Below are 23,084 nucleotides of genomic sequence, written 5' to 3' on the forward strand. Positions count from 1 at the left end.
GCGTGTTGCCATGTTGCCTTTTCTCCTTCTGGATGAATTTATTGCCTTGTGATACTGGTCAGCCGTCGTAACTGGCTGTTACGCGGCATGAAAGCCGATGGCGGGATACTCCCTCTCTCTCAGCCGGCTGCTGGAGAAGTCGGTATCACGCCGGTAGTCCGCGGCAAGTTGAAGCTAGGTTCCGCCTCGCCCTGCCACTCGCTCCATTCGGCCCATTCGTTCCACTCGTCCATGCCCTCTGCGGTGGCCTCCGGGTTCAGCCCGTCGGTCGCCTTGTTGCCGGCATCGGCGCCCTCTTCCGGCTCCGGTGCCCAATGGTCATAATCATCCGGCGGCACGGCTACACCCCACTTCAGGGGAACCGATAGGCCGCCGAGCATGCCGGACTCACCACGCTTCGCCGCTACCGCATCGTCCGGCAGCGGCGAACCAAGAGGCAATAGCACGCTGCCCCCTTCCACAGCCGTCTCCGTACATTCGCAACCCGGTGGTGAAAAAACCATCACCGAGTACTTCGCATCGTAAGTCAATCCGGAGCACAATGCCCGTGTTTGATGGATTTCCCTCCTTTTAGAACAGATGCGCGAACATCGGGGAGCCGATGGCTGGGTCCCGAGCGGAGCGGCAACCGCCATCGCGCCCCGCCCGCCCGATTTCCCTTGCACTCGCGGCCAGGCCGGAATCCCTTGCCACGCAACATGTTCCGGCCCGGCCAGCGCTGACGGCGAGCGGGACGGCAAGGGATTTGACGGCTTGAGCGTCGATCCCAAAATCGTGTTGGGACGCACGGCGGCCGTTTTGGTGGGCCACAGCGGAAAAAGAATCAGTTCGCCGCCGGTAAACATGCCGAAGGCGCGGGCAACACCCATTTCCCCCCGGGTGTCGCCCGCGCCCTTGGTTGGCTGATTAGAACTATCCGACGCCGGTACGCGGGACCACGCTGGGCCGCTGCTGGACCACATGCGTGGGGCTGGCCCCTCCGCGGCCCAACATCCCGCCGGGCATGCCCGCGCCGGCACCCATGCCGCCCATCGGCATCGGCATCATCGGCATGCCGCCGCCCATGGGGGCACCGGCCGCCGCGGCGGCCGCGCCGTTCATCTCGCTGCCCAGGCCGGACATGGCGCCGCTGACCATCCGTGCCGGCGCGGATCCTTGCCAGTTCGGGGGCACCGACATCGCTCCGACCAGCCGCGCCTTGCCCAAACCGGCCTCGGCGCCGCCCAGGCCACCGATCCCGCCGCCGAGTCCCTTGCCCATGCCCGCCGGAACGGCGCTGCTGACAAACTTCGCCGGATCGACGGCCGCACCCGTTGCGCCGGCCAGGGATGCCGCGTTCGTGCCGCTCATTCCCGCTTGGGCCGCCATCATGATTGGCGACATCATCATGCTCACCGGCATCATGCCGACCTGGGCGACCGTCGACAGCGACGAAATCGGCGCCGCCGAGGCGAGGGCCGACACCTGCGAAACCGCCGGGCCGGCCACCGCCCCCACGGACGCCAGCGGTGCAGCAACTGAGGTGCCTATCGATCCCGCCAGGCTCGCGGCCTGCGACGCCACGCCGGTCAGCGGCGCCGACAGCAGGCCCGTCAGGCCCGCGAGGTTCACCGGGGGCAGGCTGAACGAGGGCAACGCCGCGGCCACGCCCAGCGCGCCGCCGTGGTAGCCCACCATGGCGGCCACGTCCTGGGCCCACATCTCCATGTACTCGAACTCAGTCATGAAGATCGCCGGGGTGTTCTGGCCCAAGATGTTCGTCGCGATCAACGCCATCAGTTGGGCACGGTTCGCGGCGATCGCCGGCGTGGGCACCGTCGCCGCCTACGCGGTCTCAAACGCCGAGGCCGCCGTTCGGGCCTGAAGGGCGGCGGTCTCCGCCTGACCCGCGGCTGCGCTCAGCCACCCGACGTAGGGCGTGGCGGCCGCTGCCATCGACATCGAAGCCGGACCCGCCCACGCCCCGTCGGTCAATCCGGTGACGACGTTTTGGAACGACGACGCCGCGCCCGCCAGGTCCGTCGCCAACGAGTCCCAGGCCGCCGCCGCCATGAACAGGGGCCCCGACCCCGCACCGGCGAACATCAGCGCCGAGTTGATTTCCGGGGGAAAGAACGTAAAAGCAGGAACCATCACAACCCCTCCGGCCGTACCGACGGCACAGTCCAACGATCGACGGACACCATTCCTTGATAGTAGGGCCATCGACCATCAAAAGTCCGGGGTTTTACCAAACCCTCAAGACCGTCGTGGCCGAGTTCGCACCGGGGACCGATCTGCGTAACCCGTCCCCGGTGTATCGGTGTGATGGAACGCCTCGGGGCCCAGCTGGACGGGCGCCGCTAGCAACCCTTGAGGCGCGTGGCCAGGTAGTCCGCGACGGCGCCCATCGCTACCCGGTCCTGGGTCATCTTGTCGCGCTCGCGCACGGTGACGGCGTCGTCGGAGAGGGAGTCGAAATCCACCGTCACGCAGAAGGGCGTACCGACCTCGTCCTGGCGCCGGTAGCGGCGCCCGATGGCGCCGGCGTCGTCGAAATCGATGTTCCAGTTCTTGCGCAATTCGGCGGCCAGGTCGCGGGCCTTGGGGCTCAGGTCGGCGTGCCGCGACAGGGGCAGCACCGCGGCTTTGATCGGCGCCAGCCGCGGGTCGAGCCGGAGCACCGTGCGTTTGTCCATGCCGCCCTTGGCGTTGGGGGCCTCGTCCTCGGTGTAGGAGTCGATCAAGAACGCCATGAACGATCGCGTCAGGCCGGCCGCGGGTTCGATGACATACGGGGTGTAGCGGGTGTCGTTGACCTGGTCGTAGAACGACAGGTCGACGCCGGAATGCTTTGCGTGCGTTGACAAGTCGAAGTCGGTTCGGTTGGCGACGCCTTCCAGCTCGCCCCACGGGTTGCCGACGAAACCGAACTTGTACTCGATGTCGACGGTGCGGTCCGAGTAGTGCGACAACTTATCCTTGGGGTGCTCGTACAGTCGCAGGTTGTCCGGATCGATGCCGAGGTCCACGTACCAGTCGCGGCGCGTGTCGATCCAATACTGGTGCCATTCCTTGGCGGTCGACGGCTCGACGAAGAATTCCATCTCCATCTGTTCGAATTCGCGGGTGCGGAAGATGAAGTTGCCGGGGGTGATTTCGTTGCGGAAGCTCTTGCCGATCTGCCCGATGCCGAACGGCGGCTTGCGGCGGGCCGTCGTCACCACGTTGGCGAAGTTGACGAAGATGCCCTGCGCCGTTTCCGGGCGCAGATAGTGCAGGCCCTCCTCGGTTTCGATCGGCCCGAGGTAGGTCTTGAGCATCATGTTGAACTCGCGCGGCTCGGTCCATTGGCCCTTGGTGCCGCAGTCGGGGCAGACGATCTCGGTCATCGCCACCGAATCGGGGTCGTCGATGCCCTTCTTCGCCGCGTAGGCCTCCTGCAAATGGTCCTGGCGGTGCCGGTGGTGGCAGTTCATGCACTCGACCAGCGGGTCATGGAAAACCTCGACGTGGCCTGAGGCCACCCAGACCTGGCGCGGAAGGATGATCGACGAATCGATCCCGACCACGTCGTCGCGTCCGGTGACGACCGCGCGCCACCACTGGCGCTTGATGTTCTCCTTGAGCTCCACGCCCAGCGGACCGTAATCCCACGCCGATTTGGTGCCGCCGTAGATCTCTCCCGAAGGAAAGACGAAGCCCCGCCGCTTGGCCAGGTTGACAACTGTGTCGATGACGGACGCCACGGGGCGGTGCACTCCCTTTCGAAAATCCGGGCAGACGGGTGGGCGGCGAAGACCGCCCGCAAAACATCAGCCATGGTATCGACCGCCGCCCCGGTCTTTGACATGCGTCATCATGCATGTGACAGTGGAAAGAGGCCGACCATGACTTCGCGGCCCTTCCAACAGACCCGGCACTTCTCGAGGTGATGACTCTCGGATGGCGATGTCCTCCTCTGTGCCCCTTTCTCAGTCCTCCCGGGTGCCGACCGCCGCGGCCGACGAAACACGCTCCGACCTGGGCGGCGTGCCCCACCAGCACGGCGATGCCGCCGCTGAGCACGCGAGGTTTCCCGAATATCCCGTGCCGCCGTCGCGCGAGATTCTCGACGCCGCGGGCGAGCTGCTGCGCGCGCTGGCCGCACCGGTGCGGATCGCCATCGTGCTGCAGTTGCGCGAATCGCAGCGCTGCGTGCACGAACTGGTCGACGCCCTCGGCGTGCCGCAGCCGCTGGTCAGCCAGCACCTGAAAATCCTCAAGGCGGCCGGCGTGGTCGCCGGCGAGCGATCCGGCCGCGAGGTGCTCTACCGGCTCGCCGACCACCACCTGGCCCACATCGTCGTCGACGCCGTCGCCCACGCGAGTGAGGACACTCCATGACCGGCACCAGCGTGCGCGCCACCCGCCAGCGCGCGGCGATTTCCACGTTGCTGGAGACGCTCGACGAATTTCGTTCCGCCCAGGAGCTGCACGACGAGCTGCGCCGGCGCGGCGAAAACATTGGTTTGACCACTGTGTACCGCACGCTGCAATCGATGGCCGCGGCCGGACTGGTCGACACGCTGCGCACCGACACCGGCGAATCGGTGTACCGCAGGTGCTCGGAGCACCATCACCACCATTTGGTGTGCCGCCACTGCGGCTCCACGATCGAGGTGGGCGACCACGAGGTCGAGGAATGGGCGGCGCAAGTGGCCGCCAAGCACGGCTTTTCCGACGTCAGCCACACCATCGAAATCTTCGGAACGTGCTCGGAGTGCGGATCCTAGGCTGAACCGCCCCGGCGCGGGCGTCGTGTTTTGTCTGACCGAAAAAGTTCTGAAAAAAGCGTCCGATGCGCGACCGTTGCGTGCTCCTACCCATGAGTGGCCCACGGGCCGAGGCAACCAGAACTCAAGGGAAGCGAGAACACGATGCGGAAGCAACCCGCCCCCCACCTGCGGCCGGTGCGCGACGTCGAGGGCCCGTCACTGCAGTTTCGCACCATCCACGGCTACCGCCGTGCCTTCCGGATCGCCGGTTCCGGACCGGCCCTGCTGCTGATCCACGGCGTCGGCGACAAATCCGAGTCCTGGGGCCCGGTGCACGCCAAACTCGCGCAGCGCTTCACCGTCATCGCGCCGGACCTGCTGGGCCACGGCGAATCCGACAAGCCGCGCGCCGACTACTCGCTGCCGGCCTTCGCCAACGGGATGCGTGACCTGCTCGCCGTGCTGGGCATCGAGCGGGTCACCGTCGTCGGGCATTCGTTCGGCGGCGGCGTGGCGATGCAGTTCGCCTATCAGTACCCACATCTGGTCGAGCGCCTCGTGCTGGTCAGCGCCGGGGGCGTCGAGTCGGACGTCAGCTTCGCGTTGCGGTTGGCCGCGATGCCGTTGGGCAGCGAGGCGCTGGCCATGGTGCGCCTGCCGGGCGCGCTCCCCGCGATGCGGGTCTTTGGGCGCGCCGTTCAGGCCCTGCTAGGTTCCACGAAGTTCGGTCGCGACGCCGTCGACACCGTGCGGCTGCTCGAGGGCTTCAAGGATCCCAGCGCGTTGGCGGCGTTCGCGCGCACCCTGCGGTCGGTGGTGGACGGGCGCGGCCAATACGTGACCATGCTGGATCGCAGCTACCTGGTGCAATCCATTCCGGTGCAAATCATTTGGGGCGAGGACGACGTCGTCATCCCGGTGAGCCACGCCCGGACGGCCCACGCGGCAATCGCCGGGTCGCGCCTGGCGATCTTCGAAAAGTCCGGGCACGTGCCGCATCACGACCACCCCGATCGCTTCGTCGAGGTCGTCGAACGATTCATCGACTCGACCCGACCGGCCGCTCACGACCCGAGCAGCATGCACTCGCTGCTGCGCACCGGCGGCCGCGATGACCTTGTTCCGACGACCGTCGCGCCGGCCGAATCCGCCGTGTCCTAGCCCGTCACCGAACGCCGGATCTCGGCGCCGGTGTCGAGCACCAGCAGGATCAGCGTGCGCAGTGCGTCGTCGGTGAGCCCGCCGCCGGGAAAGTTGTAGCGCAGCATGACATCAGCGGTTTTGGACGCGCCCTTGCCGGAGTTGCGTTGCACCGCCTTGTCGCTGACCTTCTCGACCAGCGTCACGCTGCCGAAGTTGCTGTCGCGCGCCTGCTTGGCGATCTGGTCGCCGACCTTCTTGGTCAGCGGCAGGTCCCAGGCCAGGATCTGGGTCAGCGAGACCAGGTCCAGGTCCTCGGCGATGTTCACCACCCGCAACGACGCCAGCGTGCCGTTGTGGCGCAACGTGAGTGCGCCGTCCGGTTCCTCGTCGACGGGAAGGACGTCGCGCAGTATCGACACCAGACGCTCCTGCAGTGATGGCATCAGGCGCTCCCGAATCTTCTATTGCGCTCGGCGTATTCCTCGCAGGCCGCCCACAGGTCGCGGCGGTCGTAGTCGGGCCACAGCTTGTCCTGAAAGATGTACTCGGCATACGCCGCCTGCCACAACATGAAATTGCTGGACCGCTGCTCCCCCGACGTCCGCAGGAAAAGGTCGACGTCGGGGATGTCGGGCCGTTGCAGGTGGCGCGAGATCGTCGCCTCGGTGATGCGTTCCGGGTTGAGCCTGCCGGTCTGCGCCAACCGCGCGATATCCTTTGCGGCGTCGGCGATTTCGGCCCGGCCGCCGTAGTTCACGCAGTAATTCACCGTGATGACGTCGTTGCCAACCGTCATCGCCTCGGCGATCGCCAGCTCATTGATGACGCTGCGCCACAGGCGGGGCCGTGAACCCACCCAGCGGATCCGGACCCCGATCGTGTTGAGGTTGACGCGGCGCATGCGCACCACGTCGCGGTTGAACCCCATCAGGAAGCGAACCTCCTCAGGGGACCGCTTCCAGTTCTCGGTGGAAAAGGCGTACAGGCTGAGCCATTTGATGCCGATTTCGATTGCACCGCAAACGATGTCGATCACGACGGCCTCGCCCGCCCGGTGGCCGTCGGTGCGGCTCAACCCGCGTTGGGTGGCCCAGCGACCGTTGCCGTCCATCACGATGGCGACGTGATTGGGCAGTCGGTCCGCCGGGATCCGCGGCGCCGCCGCCTTGGAAATGTGCTGCGGTGGCCGGCGCGGGCCGCCATCGGCCGACGGCGGCAGCTCCGGGAAGACGACCGGCCAGGTCGACTTGTCGGGAAAGACCGGGTAATCGTCGGGCGCGGGGGGCAGTTGCGGGAAGTCGGTCGACTTCGGCTTGCGCTCAACCACAGGCCATATCCTGCCCGAACAGCGCTGCGCGCCGTTCGGCGATTGTGCGGTCGGCCTGATACGTCCGCTCCACCAGCGGCAACGTTTTGAGCTGACGCTCCAGATGCCACTGCAGGTGCGCGGCCACCAATCCGCTGACGTGGCTGCGGTGCGATTGCGGCGACGCCTCGGCGGCCTCCCAATCACCGTCGTGCAGCGCGGTCATCAGGTCCAGCACACCCGGCGGCGGGGTGGTCGAACCGGCCGGGCGGCAGTGTGGGCAGACGCTGCCCCCGGCGGCGATATGGAACGCCCGGTGCGGGCCGGGCGTGGCGCACCGCGCGCACTCGGTGAGCGCCGGCGCCCATCCGGCGATGCCCATGGCACGCAGCAGGTAGGCGTCCAGCAGCAGGTCGCGGGGTCGGCGGCCGTCGGCGACCGCCCGCAGCGCGCTCACCGTGAGCCGGTGCAGGGCCGGGGCCGGGGCCCGCTCCTCGCCGGCGAGCCGCTCGGCGGTTTCCAGCATCGCGCACCCGCAGGTGTACCGGCCGTAGTCGTTGACGATGTCGGTGGCGAACGCATCGATGGCGACGACCTGGGTGACGATGTCCAGGTTGCGCCCGGGGTGCAGTTGCGCGTCGATGTGAGCAAACGGCTCAAGTCGCGCGCCGAATTTGCTGCGGGTGCGCCGAACGCCCTTGGCCACCGCGCGAACCAGCCCGTGATCGCGGGTCAGCAGGGTGACGATCCGGTCGGCCTCGCCGAGCTTGTGCTGGCGCAGCACAACGGCCCGGTCTCGATATAGCCGCATCACAATAGTTTTGCACCCCGCCGCGACAATCCGGGTATCCGCGCCGTTAGTCTCGTACCCCGTGATTGGCGCTTCCGGGTCCGCTTTCGGGGCCCTTTCTGGCCCGGGTTCGGGATCCGGCGGCCAGCGCCTGCCCACGCTGACCGACCTGCTCTACCAGCTGGCCAGCCGGGCGGTGACGTCCACCACGCTGGTGAGTCGCTCATTGCACGCCATCCACGCGAGCCAGCCCACGCTGAACGCCTTCCGGGTGGTGCTGACCGAATCGGCGCTGGCCGACGCGGCCGCGGCCGATCGGCGGCGCGCGGCCGGCGACACCGCCCCGCTGCTGGGCATCCCGATCGCGGTCAAGGACGACGTCGACGTCAAAGGCGTGCCGACCGCGTTCGGCACCGAGGGGTACGTCGCGCCGGCCACTCAGGACGCCGAGGTGGTGCGCCGCCTGAAGGCCGCCGGCGCGGTGATCGTGGGCAAGACGAACACCTGCGAACTGGGCCAATGGCCGTTTACCAGCGGCCCTGGCTTCGGACACACCCGCAACCCCTGGTCACGGCGGCACACGCCGGGCGGATCGTCGGGGGGCAGCGCGGCCGCGGTGGCCGCCGGCCTGGTCACCGCCGCGATCGGCTCCGACGGCGCCGGCAGCGTGCGCATCCCCGCGGCGTGGACGCACCTGGTGGGCATCAAGCCGCAGCGCGGCCGGATCTCCACCTGGCCCCTGCCGGAGGCGTTCAACGGGATCACGGTCAACGGCGTGTTGGCGCGCACCGTGGAGGACGCCGCGTTGGTGCTGGACGCCGCGTCGGGCAACGTCGAGGGCGACCGGCACAAGCCGCCGCCGATCACGGCGTCCGACTATGTCGGGAAGGCGCCCGGTCCGCTCAACATCGCGCTGTCAACGCGGTTCCCGTACACCGGTTTCCGGGCCAAGCTGCACCCGGAGATCCTGGCCGCGACCCGGGCCGTCGGCAAGCAACTGCAGCTCCTGGGCCACACCGTCGTGCCCGGCAACCCCGACTACGGCCTGCGGTTGTCGTGGAACTTCCTGGCCCGATCGACCGCGGGGCTGCGGGAGTGGGAGGAGCGGCTGGGCGACGGCGTCATCTGGGACCCCCGCACGCTCTCCAACCTGCGGGTGGGCCACGTGATGGGCGAGGCGATCCTGCGCAGCGCGCGCCGCCACGAAGCCGCCGACCAGCGCCGGGTCGGCTCGATCTTCGACATCGTCGACGTGGTGCTCGCGCCGACCACCGCCCAGCCGCCGCCGCTGGCGCGCGCCTTCGACCGGTTGGGCGGCTTCGGCACCGACCGCGCCATGATCGCCGCGTGCCCGTTGACCTGGCCGTGGAACCTGCTGGGCTGGCCGTCCATCAACGTGCCCGCCGGATTCACCTCCGAAGGTTTGCCCATCGGCGTGCAGCTGATGGGTCCGGCAAACAGCGAGGGACTGCTCATCTCGCTGGCCGCCGAACTGGAGGCCGTCTGCGGCTGGTCGACCAAGCAGCCGACGGTGTGGTGGCATGCCGGCAGCGACACGCCGCCCGCCGGCGCGCCGCCGCGCAGATAGGCGGGGGCATGTGCCGCGACCGCGCGGGTACCCCGTTAAATAGACCAAATGCGCGCGCGCCGTCAGCGTGCACAAGGTGACTTCTCTGGCGGCTGAAGCCGCCAGCTTCTTTTCATGCCGCGTGAGCATGATGGGCCAGTCCAGCCCGCAGGATGTTGCGTGCGGCGTGTTCGTCTGCCGGTGCGGTATAACCGCAACGTTGACAGGCGAATTGCGCCTGCGTGACGCGGTTCGCGCGCGCTGTGTGCCCACAGCGCTCACACCCGTCCGAGGTGTGCCGGGGGTTGACCTCAATCCAAACTCGCCCAGCTTCTTCCGCTTTGGCGCGCAGTATCGAGACGAATTGACCCCAGCCAGCGTCACTGATCGAACGATTGAGCCCCGTTTTCGCCCGGGCGCCGTTGGGCAAGAACATGCCCGGATGGTCGGGATCCGGGACTGGCGTGGCCCGACGCAGCATGTTCGCGATCCTCAAATCCTCCACGACGATCAGGTCGTATCGGCCAACAAGCTCGCGGGCTTGCTTGTGATGAAAGTCCTTACGCTGGTTCGCGATCTTGCGATGCCGCGCTGCGACAGTTTCCCGTTTGGCCGCACGATTCTTTCCACCGCGGCGGGCCCGCCCGAGCCGCTGCTGGGCTGCGGCCAGCCGCCCCGCCGAGGCGCGCCCAGCGCGGATTGTGCACGTGCTCCCCGTCGCTGGTGGTGGCAAAGCTGACGATCCCGAGGTCCACGCCGGCCTGATGACCGGTTATGGGCAGCGCGTTGGAGGGGACATCATCACAGGACAACACCACCATCCAACGCCGCCCTTGTCGCTTAATCTGGATCGTCTTCACCCGGCCCACCACCTCGCGGTGAAGATCAACCTTGACCTGGCCGATGCCCTGCAGATACACCCGGCGCTGTTCGGGCAGCCAGCGGGCACCGTCACCATCTTTGGGCCACTCCACGCTGTCGAAGCGGGCCTTTCCTTTAAAGCGTGGATGTCCGGCCTTGTGCCCGGCTTCTATCCGGCGGAAGAACCCGGCGAACGCCTTATTCAATCGCCGCAACGTCGCTTGTTGACTGGAAAACGACCACACCGCTTGATCCAGGCGCACCGCACGCATCTCCCTCAGCTGCGACGACTGATCCCCATAGCTGATCCGAGTCTTGCTCACATGCGACCAGCCATCCCTGCGTTCCTGCAACGCCGCGTTGTAAAGCTCCCGGTGCGCGTCCACACACGCCGCCAACGCCACATGCTGGCGGGCAGTGGGCCGCAGCCGAAACACGTACGCCCGCCTCACCGCAGACCCACCCCGCTAGTAGCAAAACGACGGCTCAACATGACCTCACCCTATGCAACGACACCGACAAAACCCGCCAGACCACCCTGGCCACCTGCCCCGATTCCCCGACAGCTAAAGCCGCCGGTTTCGAGCAGGGCTCGGTATTTCACCTGCAGGGCGATCTGATCGACCAGGACCGCCTCTCCGCGTGCGCGGACCTGCTGATGACCACCAGCCCCAACGTGCTGGTGTATTCGGCGATAGACGGTTGGCGGCGGCAAATGGTGGAGCAGGGCCACGAATTGCTCGGTGCCGCACTGGATTTGACACATCAGCTGCGCGATGAGATCGAACGCATTCCCGATGTGGAGGTGCTCGACGACGAACTGCTCGGGGTGCAGGCATCACACGACCTGGACCGAATGCAGGTGCTGATGGACGTATCGGGCACGGGCACTTCGGGTTACCAGGCCGCCGACTGGCTGCGCGCGCACGCTCACGTCGACATCGGGATGAGCGATCACCGCCGCATCCTGGCGACGTTGTCCTTCGCCGACGACAAGACGACCGCCGACCGTCTCACCCAGGCCCTGACCGAATGGCGCAAGGCGGCCGACGATTTCGACCCCACGCCGCAAATCGACCTGCCGTCGCCCGGCGAGCTGCAATTGGAGACGGTCTGCCTGCCGCGTGACGCGTTCTTCGGGCGCGTCGAGGTGGTGCCCAGCGATCGGGCGGCGGGGCGGGTCTCCGCCGAGCAGGTCACGCCGTACCCGCCCGGCATTCCGGCGGTCGTTCCCGGCGAGTGCCTCAACGATGCGGTGCTGGACTACTTGCGCTCCGGTGTGCGCGCTGGGATGAACGTCCCGGACGCGGCCGATCCGTCGATGGAGACCATCCGGGTGCTCGCCTGACTCAGTTGCCGTTGCCGCGCGGCATCGACATGACCCGGTTACCGATGGCTTTGACGTCGTCGGGCAGCACGCGGTTCGCCGCACCCATCAACTTCGAAAAGACCGAGCCGGCAACGACCTTCTGATCGCCGCGCATCAGCGCCTCGAACCCCTGACGGGCGACCTGAGCGGGGTCGTCCTTGGGCATCTTGCCCATCAGAGAATCGACCATCTTGGCGCGGCCGAAGAAGTTGGTGTCCGTCGGACCGGGCATCAGGGCCGTGACAGTGATTGAGGTGTCGCGCAATTCGTCGTGCAGCGCCTCAGCCAACGACTGGATGAACGACTTAGACGCGTTGTAGACAGGCTGATAGGAACCCGGTATCTGAGACGCGATGGACGAGGTGAAAAGCACCTTGCCCTCGTCACGGTTGGCCATGTCGCGCAGCACCAGCTTGGCCAGATGCACCGTCGAGCGCACGTTGAGATCGACCATGGCGAGATCGTCGGCGAGCTCACTTTTGAGGAACATCTCCCCGCGACCGACACCCGCGTTGAGCGCCGCCGCCGCCAGCACGCGGTCGCCTTCGATCGTGCTCTGATACAGGTGCTCGACCCCGTCCGGACTGCGCAGGTCCACCTGCACCGGCTGCACGGCCGCGCTGTACTGGGACAGCTTTTGGGGTACGTCGTGGATCGCGTCGTCCTCGGCCGCCACGACGAGGTCGTAGCCGTGCTGGGCGAACTGCTTGGCCAGTTCGAACCCGATCCCGCTGGACGCGCCGGTTATCAGGGCGAGTTTTGGTTGCGTCATGCTGGGCGGCTACCCGTTACGACGCAGAAAAAACTTGAGGGCTAAAAACCAAGCCGACCAAGCTGTTTGGGATCGCTCTGCCAGTTCTTGGCCACCTTGACGCGCAGGTCGAGGTAAATTTTGGTGCCCAGCAGCTTCTCGATCTGGGCCCGCGCGGCGGTACCCACTTCACGCAGCCGCGCGCCGCCCTTGCCGATGACGATGCCCTTCTGGCTGTCCCGCTCGACGTAGAGGATGGCGTGCACGTCGATGAGATCGTCCCGGTCGTCCCGCGGATTGATCTCGTCGATCACCACCGCCAACGAATGCGGCAGCTCGTCGCGAACGCCCTCCAGGGCGGCCTCGCGGATGAGCTCGGCCATCAGGACCTCCTCGGGCTCGTCGGTCAGCTCGCCGTCGGGGTAGTACGCGGGACCGACGGGCAGCGCCGCGGCCAGTACGTCGATCAGCACGTCGACCTGCGCGCCGGTCACCGCCGACACCGGCACGATTTCGGCTGAGCCGCCGACCAATTCGCTGGTGGCGACGAGCTGCGCGGCCACCCGGTCCTTGGGCACCTTGTCGATTTTGGTGACGACCGCGACGAGCGTGGTCCTGGGTGCAACCGCCCGGATCTGTTCGACTATCCAGCGGTCGCCCGGCCCGATGGCCTCGTCGGCCGGGATGCACAGCCCGATCACGTCGACCTCGGCGTAGGTGTCGCGGACCAGGTCGTTGAGCCGCTTGCCGAGCAGGGTGCGCGGCCGATGCAGGCCCGGGGTGTCGACCAGGATGATCTGGAAGCTTTCGCGGTGCACGATCCCGCGGATGGTGTGCCGGGTTGTCTGCGGCCGCGTCGACGTGATCGCCACCTTGGCGCCGACGAGGGCGTTGGTCAGCGTCGACTTGCCGGTATTCGGCCGGCCGACCAGACACACGAAACCCGAACGGAATTCGCCCGTCTCGGCGCTCATAGCAGGTTGCCGGCGCGGTCGGTGACGATGATCACGGCCGTCGGCGACAGTTCGCGGACCGCGACGATGCCGGGATCGTCGGCGGATCCCGCCACCAGGACAGCCGCCTCCAACCCCGTCGCCCCACTGGAGGCGGCGGCGGCGACCGCGGCCTGCAGCCCGGTCAGCTTCAACGTCGGCAAGTCCACCGGAGCGGCCGCGTAGGTGCGGCCGTCGGCGTCGCGGACCGCGGCGCCGCTGTCGGCTTCGGCGCGGGCCATCGCGGCGCGCGCCAGCACCACCAGCTTGGCGTCCTCGGCGTCCAGCTTCTCAGTCACTCGGCCTCCCCGTCCGTCGACCCGTCGGCGCCGTCGGGCTCGGCCGGGCTCAGCAGCACGGTGTTGATGCGCACTCGCCCGCGATGGTCCGGGCCGCCCTCGGCACGCAGCCGCAGGCCGTGCGACACCACCTCGGCCCCCGGCAGCGGCACCCGGCCCAATTCCAGGGCGACCAGGCCGCCCACGGTGTCGACGTCGAGGTCGTCGTCGAATTCCACGTCGTAGAGTTCCCCCACGTCTTCGATCGGTAGCCGAGCGGAAACCCGAAAGTGTTTGTCGCCCAGGTCTTCTACCGGGGCAGTTTCCGCCTCGTCGTACTCGTCGGCGATCTCGCCGACGATTTCTTCCAGCACGTCCTCGATGCTGACCAGCCCGGCGATCGCGCCGTACTCGTCGACGAGCAGGGCCATGTGGTTGCGGTCGCGCTGCATCTCCCGCAGCAGCGTGTCCAGCGGCTTGGAGTCCGGCACGAAGACCGCCGGGCGCATCACCTCCGACACCTTGGTGTCCCGCCCGCCGTCGGGAGACGAGAAGGCCTGCTGGACAAGGTCTTTGAGGTACACCACCCCGACGATGTCGTCGACGTTCTCGCCGATCACCGGGATGCGGGAATGCCCGCTGCGCACGGCGAGGTTCATCGCCTGGCTAGCGAGCTTGTCGCTTTCGATCCAGATCATCTCGGTGCGCGGCACCATCACCTCGCGGGCCGGGGTGTCACCCAGTTCGAAGACCGACTCGATCATCCGGCGTTCGTCGGCGGCGACCACACCGCGCTGCTGGGCGAGGTCGACGACCTCGCGCAGTTCGATCTCGGAGGCGAACGGGCCGTTGCGCAATCCGCGGCCCGGGGTGAGCGCGTTGCCCAGGACCACCAGCAACCGGCTGAGCGGCATGAGCAACCACGAAATCGCTCGCAGCGGAAGGGCCGTCACCAAGGAGATGGAATACGCGTGCTGGCGGCCCAGGGTGCGGGGTCCGACTCCGATCACCACGAAGCTGGTCACCACCATGATCGCGGCCGCGCCGAACAACCCCCACTTCATGCCCCAGTTGTCGTAAAGGAACACCACCAACAAGACGGTCGCGGTGATCTCGCAGATGATGCGCAGCAGCACCATCAAGTTGATGTAGCGGGGCCGCTCGGTCATCACCTTCAGCAGGGACACCGCGCCGGGTCGCTCTTCGCGCACTAGTTCCTGCACCCGGGCCATCGACACGGTGCTGACGGCGGCGTCGATCGCCGCGAAAAGCCCGCCCAGAGCGATCAACGCGATCGCACCGAGCAGCTGGGACACCCCGGTCAACTGTCGAAATACCTTGAGATAGTGGCTTGCTCCTTCGTGCGGCAGCCCGAACTGCGCATCGTCAGCCTAGGTGGTCGGCGCCGCCCACGTTAGAACAACCCCTAGCCGAACAACCCGGTTCCGGCCTTGCCGGCCTTGCCGTCCGTCCCGATACCGAACCCGGCGATGCCGCCGTTACCGCCGAAGCCGAACAGCGTGTTGCCGCCGTTACCGCCGTTGCCGCCGGTGGCGGTGCCCGCGAAGCCGCCGGCCCCGCCTTCACCGCCGTCGCCGAACAGCACCGCAACGCCGCCGTTACCGCCGTTACCGCCGTTGGTTCCACCGCCGCCGCCGACACCACCGGCGCCACCGGTGCCGTAAAGCATGCCGGCGTTGCCGCCGGCCCCGCCGGCACCGCCGAGGACGCCACTGTCCCCTCCGGCGCCGCCCGCGCCGCCGGCACCGATCAGGAAGCCGTTACCGCCGACTCCGCCGGCCCCGCCGGTCGTGAAGCCAAACCCGCCGCTGCCGCCGGCTCCGCCGGGACTGAACAGCAGCCCGGCGTTGCCGCCGTTACCGCCCGCGCCACCGGTCCCGGCGGCCAGGTCTGTCGCACCCGCGCCGCCGGCCCCACCGGCACCGAACAACAGCCCGGCATTGCCGCCGTTACCGCCGGCCCCACCGGTGGTCCCGCCTTGCCCGCCGGCACCGCCGCCGCCGCCGGCACCGAACAACAGGCCGCCGTGGCCTCCCGGCCCGCCTGCTCCGCCGGTGGTGTTGCCTCCCCCACCGACCCCACCAACCGCGCCGGGGCCGAACAGCAGGGCGGACCCACCGGCCCCGCCGGCCCCGGCGATGGGGGCAGGCCCGCCGCGTCCGCCGACGCCGGGGGCACCGAACAGCCCGCCGGTCCCGCCGGCCCCGCCCGCCCCGCCGATGGTCGCACCGGACCCGCCGGCCCCACCGCTACCGCCCGCACCGAACAGCCCACCCGCGCCGCCCGCGCCGCCGGTACCGCCGGCGCCGGCCGCCGAGTTGATTCCGGACCCGCCGGCGCCGCCGTTGCCGATCAGCCAGCCACCGTTTCCGCCGGGTTGGCCGGTTCCAACCGCCCCGGGTGCGCCGTTGCCGATCAGCGGTCGGCCGGACAGCGTCAGAAAGGGCGCGTTGATCGCACCCAGCAGGTCTTGCTGCACGCTCTGCAATGGCACGGCGCTCGCCGCGTCGGCGCCCGCATAGGCGGCCCCGGCGGCGTTCAATGCCCGCACGAACTCGGAATGAAATGCCGCCGCCTGAGCGCTGAGCGCCTGAAAGGCTTGTCCATGCCCGGAAAACAACGATGCGATCGCCGCCGAAACCTCGTCGGCGGCGGCTGCCGCCAGCCCCGTAGTGGGCGCGGCTGCGGCATTCGCGGCGGTCAGCGCCGAGCCGATGTCGGACAAATCCGTTGCCGCCGAAGCCAGAAACTCCGGGGCCGCCACCAAATACGACATCACAACCCTTCCGCCAGATCGTCGACATATCGGTGAAGCGGACGCACATGAAATTGTGTCGAGAGCGTACGCCCATTTCGACCGGATATTCCAGTGTTTGCGCCGAGCAATTCGCCCACGGTGCTAGATCACTTGCACCGCAAGGGATCTTCGAGGCGCGTCAGAACCCGGCCGATTCCAATTTCATGGATTGCGGGCTCAATTGTCGAAATACCTTGACTTGTCGAGCAACCGGCGGTCGCGTTCTTGTTGGCGATCCTGCTGGTAGGCCACGACCTGTTCGGCGACCCATTCTTCGAGCAACCGGTCCTGCAAGGCGAACATCTCTTTTTCCTCGTCCGGCTCGCCATGGTCGTAGCCGAGCAGATGCAGCACGCCGTGAATTGTCAACAGCGCCAACTCATGTCCCAGGCTGTGGCCCGCCGCGGCCGCCTGTTCGGCGGCGAATTCCGGGCACAGCACGATGTCGCCCAGCATCGAGGGCCCGGGCTCGGGCGCGTCGGGCCGCCCGCCGGGTTCGAGCTCGTCCATCGGGAAGCTCATCACGTCGGTCGGCCCGGGCAGGTCCATCCAGCGCATGTGCAGGTCGGCCATCGCCGCGGTGTCGAGCAGCACCATCGACAGCTCGGCGCTCGGATTGACGTCCATCCTGGCGATCACGAACTTCGCGACGCTGACCAATTCCGCTTCGGAGACGTCGATCCCCGACTCGTTGGAGACTTCGATGCTCATCGGCGGCTGCGACCACCCGAGGCCCGCCGGGCCGCCCGGTTCATCCCCGAGCCGGGCTCCTCGTAGCGGGCGTAGGCGTCGACGATCTCCGAAACCAGCCGGTGGCGCACCACATCCACGCTGGTCAGCTCCGCGATGTAGATGTCGTCGACGCTCTCGAGGATCTCGACCGCCGACCGCAGGCCCGACCGCGCGCCACCGGGTAGGTCGATCTGGGTCATGTCCCCGGTGACGACGACCTTCGACCCGAAACCGAGTCGCGTGAGGAACATCTTCATCTGTTCGGCGGTGGTGTTCTGCGCCTCGTCGAGCACGATGAAGGCATCATTCAGCGTGTTATGTGTCAGCAGGAAATCTTCAGTGACATAAAGGGAATCCGCTGCCGCGACCTGAATGCATACCGCCTCCTCGGTCCCCGCGGGCTCGATCCGGTCGATGAAGCGCATCGGCCGACCGCCGCCCGACGCGTCGTACTTCGCGGCTTTGCGGGCCAGCCGGAACGGGACGATGCCCTCGGGCAAACGGATGTCGATGATGTGCGCATCGGATCGGTGATGCACGTCGCGGCCGCGTGCGAGTCCCGGCTTGCGCCCTTCAGCCGGCCTGGTCCGCCAATAGACGACGCCGCCCAATGACCGGACCAGGAACACCACATCGTCGCGAAGGCGATCGGAAACCGTCGTGAACTGGATGCGGCACGTGCGTCCCTGCTGGGTGACCGGACCGCCGTCCGAATCGAGAAGGCCCTGAAGTACCGCCAGCCGCACATCGGACGTGTTGAAGAGATAGTCCGCGGGAACGAACTTGGTATTCGACCGCATGCCCGCCAGCCCAAGCCGCCGCATGGCGCCGGTCACCGGGTTCTCTCGGGTAATCACCTCACCAGGACGGGCCACGCGGTTGAGGATGTAGTCGACCTCTGTCTTGCGCCGTACCTTGATGCCCGGGATCAGCTGTCCCAACGCGGCAGCAAGCTCCGGATCGGTCGTCGCGAAACTTGGTGTCGTCGCACATATCACGCATCCGTCACCAAGCAGCAGGCCGAGGGCGTACGGATCGAGCGGCACCGGACGCGCGGCGAAGCGCACCGGGCTACTCAACAGTGGTAGTTCGTAGCGGTGGTAATGCGCCGCGCGGAGATTGCCGATCATCTCCTTGGTTTGCAGCACGCGCGGCGGTTTCCCGGAACTTCGGTCCTTCCGCGAGTAGACCGACCACAAATGGTCACCGGACGCGAGCGTCGAGCAACCGTCCTGCGTGTGGACCCGGTAGATCTCCTTGAAGCCCTGCGGATAGACGCCGAGAACTTCCGTTGGAGTTCCATCGGAACCGATCACAGAGTCACCGACTTGCAATTCACCGATCGGCCGGAAACCGTTGGGCGTCAATACCTTGGTGAACACCGGTTGCGCCCGGCCCCGCATATATGCCAGCGGCGCGACCTCAATTACCCCGGCGGACATCAGCTTTGGGATCAGCTCGGCGTCCATCATGTCGTAGAGCGCGTCATAGAGCGGGCGCAGATAGGGATCGATCTTTTCGCTCAGCGTCCCCGGCAAAAAGCCAAGGCGCTCACCGGCTTCCACCGCCGGGCGGGTCAGGATGATCCGGCTGACCTGTTTGGTCTGCAGCGCGTGCACGGCCTTGGCCATGGCCAGATACGTCTTGCCGGTGCCGGCCGGGCCGACCCCGAACACGATCGTGTTGGCGTCGATGGCGTCGACGTAGCGCTTCTGGTTGAGCGTCTTGGGCCGGATCGTATTGCCGCGACGCGACAGGATGTCCAGGGTGAGCACCTCGGCGGGTGATTCGTTGCCGGTGCCGACGAGCATCGCCACGCTGTGGCGCACCACCTCCGGGGTCATCGGCTGGCCACTGGCCACGATGGCCACCAGCTCGGAGACCACCCGCTCGGCCAGCGCGACGTCGGCCGGCTCGCCGGAGATGGTGACGGCATTGCCCCGCACGTGCAGATCGGCGCTGAGGATGCGTTCCAGGGCGCGCAGGTTTTCGTCTGCCGAACCGAGCAGGCCCACGACGAGATCGGGCGGAACGTTGATGCTGCTGCGAACCTGGGAGGTCGATGCTGCGTCAGCAGCGCTGGTCTCGCGGGGCGTCACGTGGTTTCCGATGCCTGCCTTCTGGGGTCCTGACGTGGTGAAATCCTGGCTTGCAGTCTACCGCCGGTCAGGACTGTGTCCCAACGGTTCGTCCGCGGGCGATTGTGTATCCGCATGTTGATCCCATCGCGGGGTGAGCACGCCCAGCGCCCCGAGTGCCACCGCGGCCGCGCTCGACGTCCGCAGCACCTGCGGGCCGAGCCGGACCGCCACCGCGCCCGCCTCGGTCAGCGCGGCGATTTCGTCGGGTGCGATGCCTCCTTCGGGACCGATCACCAGGTGTATCGAATCCGCTTGGCCCACATGGCTGTCCGCAAGCCGATCGGCCGCCGACTCGTGCAGGGCCAGCACCGTGGACCCGGCCGCCACCTCGTCGCGAACCCGCTGCGTCAGCGCCGCGGTGGACACCAGGCCGTCGACGGCCGGGATGTGCGCCCGGCGGGACTGCCGGGCCGCCGAACGGGCGACGGCGCGCCACCGGCGCAGCCCCTTGTCGACCCGCGGGCCCGCCCAGCTGGCCACGCATCGGGCCGCCTGCCAGGCCAGGAACGCGTCGGCGCCGGCTTCGGTGGCCAACTCGATCGCCAGCTCCGAGCGGTCGGACTTGGGCAGCGCCTGCACCACCGTCACCGCGGGACGCGGCGGCTCGACGCTCCAGCGCTCCAGGACCCGGGCCCGCAGCCCGTCGCGGCCCGATTGCTCCACCACGCACCGGCCGAGGGTTCCGGCGCCGTCGCCCAGCACCAGTTCTTCGCCCGGACGAATTCGCCGCACGGTGGCGGCGTGGAAGCCCTCGTCGCCCTCGACGGCGGCCAACTCGCCGGCGTCGGGCAGTGCGTCAACGTAGAACAGCGTCGCCACCACGTGCGGGGCTCCTGGGAACTAGCGCCCGGTAAACGTCTCGCGGAGCCGGCTGAACAGGCCGCCGCCGGCGTGCGTCGAGCGGACCTCGGCCACATCGCGGCCGCGGCGGTCCTTGAACTCCCGCAGCAGTTCGGTGTCGCGGTGGTCCAGGCGGGTCGGCACCACCACCTCGACGTGGACGTTCAGGTTGCCCCGGGCGCCCGAGCGCAGGTGCGGCATCCCGTGGCCGCGCAGCGTGATGACCGTGCCGGGCTGCGTGCCCGGCGGGATGGTGATCTCGCTGGTCCCGTCCAGGATCGCGTCGATGGTGATGGTGACGCCCAGCGCCGCGTCGACCATCGGCACCGAGACCGTGCAGTGCAGGTCGTCGCCGTCGCGAACGAAGATGTCGTGGGCCTGCTCATGGACCTCGACATAGAGGTCACCGGCCGGACCTCCCCCGGGCCCGACCTCGCCCTGGGCGGCGAGCCGGACGCGCATGCCCTCGCCGACCCCGGCCGGGATCTTGACGCTGATCTCGCGGCGGGCCCGCACCCGGCCGTCGCCCATGCACTGGTGGCACGGGTCGGGAATGACCACCCCGACACCGCGGCAGGTGGGACACGGCCGTGACGTCACCATCTGCCCCAGCAGCGAACGCTGGACGGTCTGCACCTCACCGCGGCCACCGCAGGTGTCGCAGGGGACCGGCACGGAGTCGCCGTTGGTGCCCTTGCCCTGGCAGCGGTCGCACAGGACCGCGGTGTCGACGGTGACCTGCTTGGTCACCCCGGTCGCGCATTCTTCGAGGTCCAGCCGCATCCGCAGCAGCGAGTCCGAGCCGGGCCGGACCCGCCCGATGGGCCCGCGCGAGGCCGACCCCGCGCTGAAGCCGCCGCCGAAGAAGGCCTCGAACACGTCGCCCAGGTTCCCGAAGCCGCCGAACCCGCCGCCGGCCGCGGCGGCGTTCTCCAGCGGATCGCCGCCCAAGTCGACGATCCGTCGCTTCTCCGGGTCGCTCAGCACCTCGTAGGCGACGCTGATCTCCTTGAACTTCGCCTGCGCGGCCTCGTCGGGGTTGACGTCCGGATGCAGCTCGCGCGCCAACTTGCGGTACGCGCGTTTGATCTCCGCATCGCTGGCGTTCCTGCTCACGCCGAGCAGCCCGTAATAGTCGCGTGCCACGCCTGACTCTCCTGAAAGCTCTTAAGCCGCGGCTACGCGGCCGTCCACAAACTCCGGTGCGGGGGCACGGTCATCGGGCACCCAACACTTCGCCGATATACATCGCAACCGCAGCCACGCTGGCGATAGTTCCCGGATAGTCCATCCGGGTGGGACCCAGCACACCCATGCCGCCGTACACGGTATCGGAGTGACCGTACGCGGTGGACACCATCGAGGCCCCGACGATCTGCTCGGCGGCCGTCTCGTGGCCGATGCGGACCGTAACCTTGCCGGCTTCCTGCTGGGCGGCCAGCAACCGCAGCACCACCACCTGCTCCTCGAGGGCCTCCAGGATGGATCGCAACGAGCCGCCGAAGTCCGCGGCGTTGCGGGTCAGGTTGGCGGTGCCGCCCATCAGCAGGCGTTCCTCGGTGTGCTCCACCAGCGACTCCAGCAACACCGTCGCCGAACGGCCGACGGCGTCGCTGAGGTTGTTGGCCAGTCCGCTGCGCCCGTGCAGCTCCCCGGCCAAGTCGGCGACCGCGGTCGAGGCGGCGGAAAGCCGCTTGCCCACCAAGGCCTGGCCGAGCATCTCACGCAGCTGGGAAAGCTGGTGGTCGTCGATGACGTCACCGAGTTCGACGATGCGCTGGTCCACCCGGCCGGAGTCGGTGATGACCACCATCAACAGCCGCGCCGGTGTCAGCCCAATCACCTCGAGGTGGCGCACGGTCGACGTCGACAGCGTCGGGTACTGGACCACGGCCACTTGGCGGGTCAGTTGCGCCAGCAGGCGCACCGCGCGGCGCAGCACGTCGTCGAGGTCGACGCCGGATTCCAGGAAACTTTGGATCGCGCTCCGCTCGGCCGACGACAGCGGCTTGACGTCGTCGAGCCGGTCCACGAATTCGCGGTAGCCCTTTTCCGTGGGCACCCGCCCGGAGCTGGTGTGCGGCTGGGTGATGTACCCCTCGGCCTCGAGCACCGCCATGTCGTTGCGGACCGTGGCGGGCGAGACGCCCAGGTTGTGCCGCTCCACCAATGACTTCGAACCGATCGGCTCCTTGGTGGCGACGAAGTCGGCGACGATGGCGCGCAGCACCTCAAAGCGACGCTCGTCGGCGCTTCCCATGGGCTCCCACCTCCTTGATTGCGTCCATTTTACGGGTCGCAAAGTGTGCCAACCGCCATTAGCGGTCGGCTGGCGGCGAACTCCGGCGGGTTCCCCGCTAGCCTGTCCTGCATGTACCGGTCGGGCCGAGGCGACGCCTCGCGGACGTCGATGAAGGCCCGCCGATGATCTTCAAGGGTGTGCGCGAGGGCAAGCCATACCCGGATCACGGGCTGTCCTACAAGGACTGGTCCCAAATACCGCCCCAGCAGATCCGGCTCGACGAGTTGGTCACGACGACAACCGTGCTGGCGCTGGACCGCCTGCTGTCGGAGGATTCCACCTTTTACGGCGACCTCTTCCCCCACGCCGTGCGCTGGCGGGGCATCACTTACCTGGAGGACGGCCTGCACCGTGCGGTGCGCGCCGCGTTGCGAAACCGCACGGTGCTGCACGCCCGGGTGTTCGATATGGACATGCCGCTAAGCCAGCAGGCCTAGTGGCGATCGCAAGCGCGGCGT

At 67.9% G+C, this 23,084-nt stretch carries 21 protein-coding genes and 5 pseudogenes; 6 read left to right on the forward strand and 20 right to left on the reverse strand.

Translation table 11 applies throughout. The features are described 5' to 3' along the window. Positions 1-119: 119 nt before the first annotated feature. The 3 genes and pseudogenes from AC5Y4S_RS29490 to AC5Y4S_RS29500 form a co-directional block, all read right to left on the reverse strand. Positions 120-380: a hypothetical protein gene (locus AC5Y4S_RS29490; RefSeq protein WP_068103723.1), complete on the reverse strand. Its 261-nt coding sequence runs from the start codon at positions 378-380 to the stop codon at positions 120-122. 532 nt (positions 381-912) lie between these two features. Beyond that, positions 913-2,133, reverse strand: a pseudogene (locus tag AC5Y4S_RS29495) (PPE family protein). Positions 2,134-2,342: 209 nt separating this feature from the next. Continuing rightward, the gene (locus AC5Y4S_RS29500; RefSeq protein ID WP_500036059.1) at positions 2,343-3,740 is read right to left on the reverse strand and encodes a glycine--tRNA ligase; all 1,398 of its coding nucleotides are present in this window, start codon (positions 3,738-3,740) and stop codon (positions 2,343-2,345) included. 202 nt (positions 3,741-3,942) lie between these two features. Here AC5Y4S_RS29500 and AC5Y4S_RS29505 point away from each other — a divergent pair, with 202 nt between their 5' ends. The 3 genes from AC5Y4S_RS29505 (at position 3,943) to AC5Y4S_RS29515 (ending at position 5,897) form a co-directional block, all read left to right on the forward strand. After that, a complete protein-coding gene (locus tag AC5Y4S_RS29505) occupies positions 3,943-4,365 on the forward strand; it encodes an ArsR/SmtB family transcription factor (RefSeq protein ID WP_500036060.1) in 423 nt (140 codons plus the stop codon). Continuing rightward, a complete protein-coding gene (locus tag AC5Y4S_RS29510; protein WP_500036061.1) occupies positions 4,362-4,754 on the forward strand; it encodes a Fur family transcriptional regulator in 393 nt (130 codons plus the stop codon). The genes AC5Y4S_RS29505 and AC5Y4S_RS29510 overlap by 4 nt, the downstream gene beginning before the upstream one ends. A 144-nt stretch (positions 4,755-4,898) precedes the next feature. Continuing rightward, entirely contained in the window at positions 4,899-5,897 is a 999-nt protein-coding gene (locus tag AC5Y4S_RS29515; protein ID WP_500036062.1) for an alpha/beta fold hydrolase, read from the forward strand. Here the strand turns inward: AC5Y4S_RS29515 and AC5Y4S_RS29520 are convergent. From AC5Y4S_RS29520 to recO, 3 genes are read right to left on the reverse strand one after another with little or no spacing between them, the layout of a single operon-like run. Next, positions 5,894-6,322, reverse strand: a complete 429-nt coding sequence (locus AC5Y4S_RS29520) for a hypothetical protein (protein ID WP_500036063.1) — start codon at positions 6,320-6,322, stop codon at positions 5,894-5,896. The genes AC5Y4S_RS29515 and AC5Y4S_RS29520 overlap by 4 nt on opposite strands. Beyond that, on the reverse strand, positions 6,322-7,206 hold the full coding sequence (locus AC5Y4S_RS29525; RefSeq protein WP_500036064.1) for a decaprenyl diphosphate synthase: 885 nt from the start codon (positions 7,204-7,206) through the stop codon (positions 6,322-6,324). The genes AC5Y4S_RS29520 and AC5Y4S_RS29525 overlap by 1 nt, the downstream gene beginning before the upstream one ends. After that, positions 7,199-7,996, reverse strand: coding sequence for a DNA repair protein RecO (recO, locus tag AC5Y4S_RS29530; RefSeq protein WP_085184005.1), 798 nt, complete (start codon positions 7,994-7,996; stop codon positions 7,199-7,201). The genes AC5Y4S_RS29525 and recO overlap by 8 nt, the downstream gene beginning before the upstream one ends. 61 nt (positions 7,997-8,057) lie before the next feature. Between recO and AC5Y4S_RS29535 the strand changes: the two genes are divergently transcribed. Further along, entirely contained in the window at positions 8,058-9,563 is a 1,506-nt protein-coding gene (locus tag AC5Y4S_RS29535) for an amidase (RefSeq protein WP_500036065.1), read from the forward strand. A 112-nt stretch (positions 9,564-9,675) separates the two neighbouring features. Here the strand turns inward: AC5Y4S_RS29535 and AC5Y4S_RS29540 are convergent, their stop codons facing one another. Then, on the reverse strand, positions 9,676-10,212 hold the full coding sequence (locus tag AC5Y4S_RS29540) for an RNA-guided endonuclease InsQ/TnpB family protein (protein ID WP_500036074.1): 537 nt from the start codon (positions 10,210-10,212) through the stop codon (positions 9,676-9,678). Beyond that, positions 10,103-10,855: an RNA-guided endonuclease InsQ/TnpB family protein gene (locus AC5Y4S_RS29545; protein WP_500036066.1), complete on the reverse strand. Its 753-nt coding sequence runs from the start codon at positions 10,853-10,855 to the stop codon at positions 10,103-10,105. Before AC5Y4S_RS29545 ends, AC5Y4S_RS29540 begins: the two co-directional genes overlap by 110 nt. 119 nt (positions 10,856-10,974) lie before the next feature. On the opposite strand from AC5Y4S_RS29545, the pseudogene AC5Y4S_RS29550 reads away from it, so the two are divergent. After that, positions 10,975-11,751: pseudogene (locus AC5Y4S_RS29550) on the forward strand (Orn/Lys/Arg family decarboxylase); the annotation flags it as partial. Position 11,752: 1 nt separating this feature from the next. On the opposite strand, the gene AC5Y4S_RS29555 reads toward AC5Y4S_RS29550, so the two are convergent. The 12 genes and pseudogenes from AC5Y4S_RS29555 to hrcA all read right to left on the reverse strand — a co-directional run bounded on the left by AC5Y4S_RS29555 (position 11,753) and on the right by hrcA (position 22,584). Then, positions 11,753-12,544 carry an SDR family NAD(P)-dependent oxidoreductase gene (locus AC5Y4S_RS29555; RefSeq protein ID WP_500036067.1) on the reverse strand — a complete coding sequence of 264 codons (792 nt, stop codon included), beginning with the start codon at positions 12,542-12,544 and terminating at the stop codon, positions 11,753-11,755. 41 nt (positions 12,545-12,585) lie between these two features. Continuing rightward, positions 12,586-13,497: a GTPase Era gene (gene era / locus AC5Y4S_RS29560; RefSeq protein ID WP_500036068.1), complete on the reverse strand. Its 912-nt coding sequence runs from the start codon at positions 13,495-13,497 to the stop codon at positions 12,586-12,588. Next, positions 13,494-13,814, reverse strand: a complete 321-nt coding sequence (locus tag AC5Y4S_RS29565) for a cytidine deaminase-like protein (protein ID WP_500036069.1) — start codon at positions 13,812-13,814, stop codon at positions 13,494-13,496. The genes era and AC5Y4S_RS29565 overlap by 4 nt, the downstream gene beginning before the upstream one ends. Next, positions 13,811-15,118, reverse strand: coding sequence for a hemolysin family protein (locus AC5Y4S_RS29570; RefSeq protein WP_500036070.1), 1,308 nt, complete (start codon positions 15,116-15,118; stop codon positions 13,811-13,813). The genes AC5Y4S_RS29565 and AC5Y4S_RS29570 overlap by 4 nt, the downstream gene beginning before the upstream one ends. Positions 15,119-15,219: 101 nt before the next feature. Then, the gene (locus tag AC5Y4S_RS29575; RefSeq protein ID WP_500036071.1) at positions 15,220-16,590 is read right to left on the reverse strand and encodes a PE family protein; all 1,371 of its coding nucleotides are present in this window, start codon (positions 16,588-16,590) and stop codon (positions 15,220-15,222) included. A gap of 198 nt (positions 16,591-16,788) precedes the next feature. Next, on the reverse strand, positions 16,789-17,322 hold the full coding sequence (gene ybeY, locus AC5Y4S_RS29580) for an rRNA maturation RNase YbeY (protein ID WP_500036072.1): 534 nt from the start codon (positions 17,320-17,322) through the stop codon (positions 16,789-16,791). After that, positions 17,319-17,657: pseudogene (locus AC5Y4S_RS29585) on the reverse strand (PhoH family protein); the annotation flags it as partial. The gene ybeY and the pseudogene AC5Y4S_RS29585, both read right to left, overlap by 4 nt. A gap of 267 nt (positions 17,658-17,924) precedes the next feature. After that, a pseudogene (locus AC5Y4S_RS29590) lies at positions 17,925-18,746 on the reverse strand (LAGLIDADG family homing endonuclease); the annotation flags it as partial. Continuing rightward, a pseudogene (locus tag AC5Y4S_RS29595) lies at positions 18,735-19,442 on the reverse strand (PhoH family protein); the annotation flags it as partial. The pseudogenes AC5Y4S_RS29590 and AC5Y4S_RS29595, both read right to left, overlap by 12 nt. Positions 19,443-19,499: 57 nt before the next feature. Further along, positions 19,500-20,306 carry a 16S rRNA (uracil(1498)-N(3))-methyltransferase gene (locus AC5Y4S_RS29600; protein ID WP_500036073.1) on the reverse strand — a complete coding sequence of 269 codons (807 nt, stop codon included), beginning with the start codon at positions 20,304-20,306 and terminating at the stop codon, positions 19,500-19,502. An 18-nt stretch (positions 20,307-20,324) separates the two neighbouring features. Continuing rightward, a complete protein-coding gene (dnaJ, locus tag AC5Y4S_RS29605; protein ID WP_068136683.1) occupies positions 20,325-21,470 on the reverse strand; it encodes a molecular chaperone DnaJ in 1,146 nt (381 codons plus the stop codon). A 70-nt stretch (positions 21,471-21,540) separates the two neighbouring features. Then, a complete protein-coding gene (hrcA, locus tag AC5Y4S_RS29610; RefSeq protein WP_085183996.1) occupies positions 21,541-22,584 on the reverse strand; it encodes a heat-inducible transcriptional repressor HrcA in 1,044 nt (347 codons plus the stop codon). Positions 22,585-22,748: 164 nt separating this feature from the next. Here hrcA and AC5Y4S_RS29615 point away from each other — a divergent pair, with 164 nt between their 5' ends. Further along, a complete protein-coding gene (locus AC5Y4S_RS29615) occupies positions 22,749-23,063 on the forward strand; it encodes a type II toxin-antitoxin system VapB family antitoxin (protein WP_068110252.1) in 315 nt (104 codons plus the stop codon). Positions 23,064-23,084 lie beyond the last annotated feature (21 nt).

Source organism: Mycobacterium sp. NGS64 (assembly GCF_059812245.1).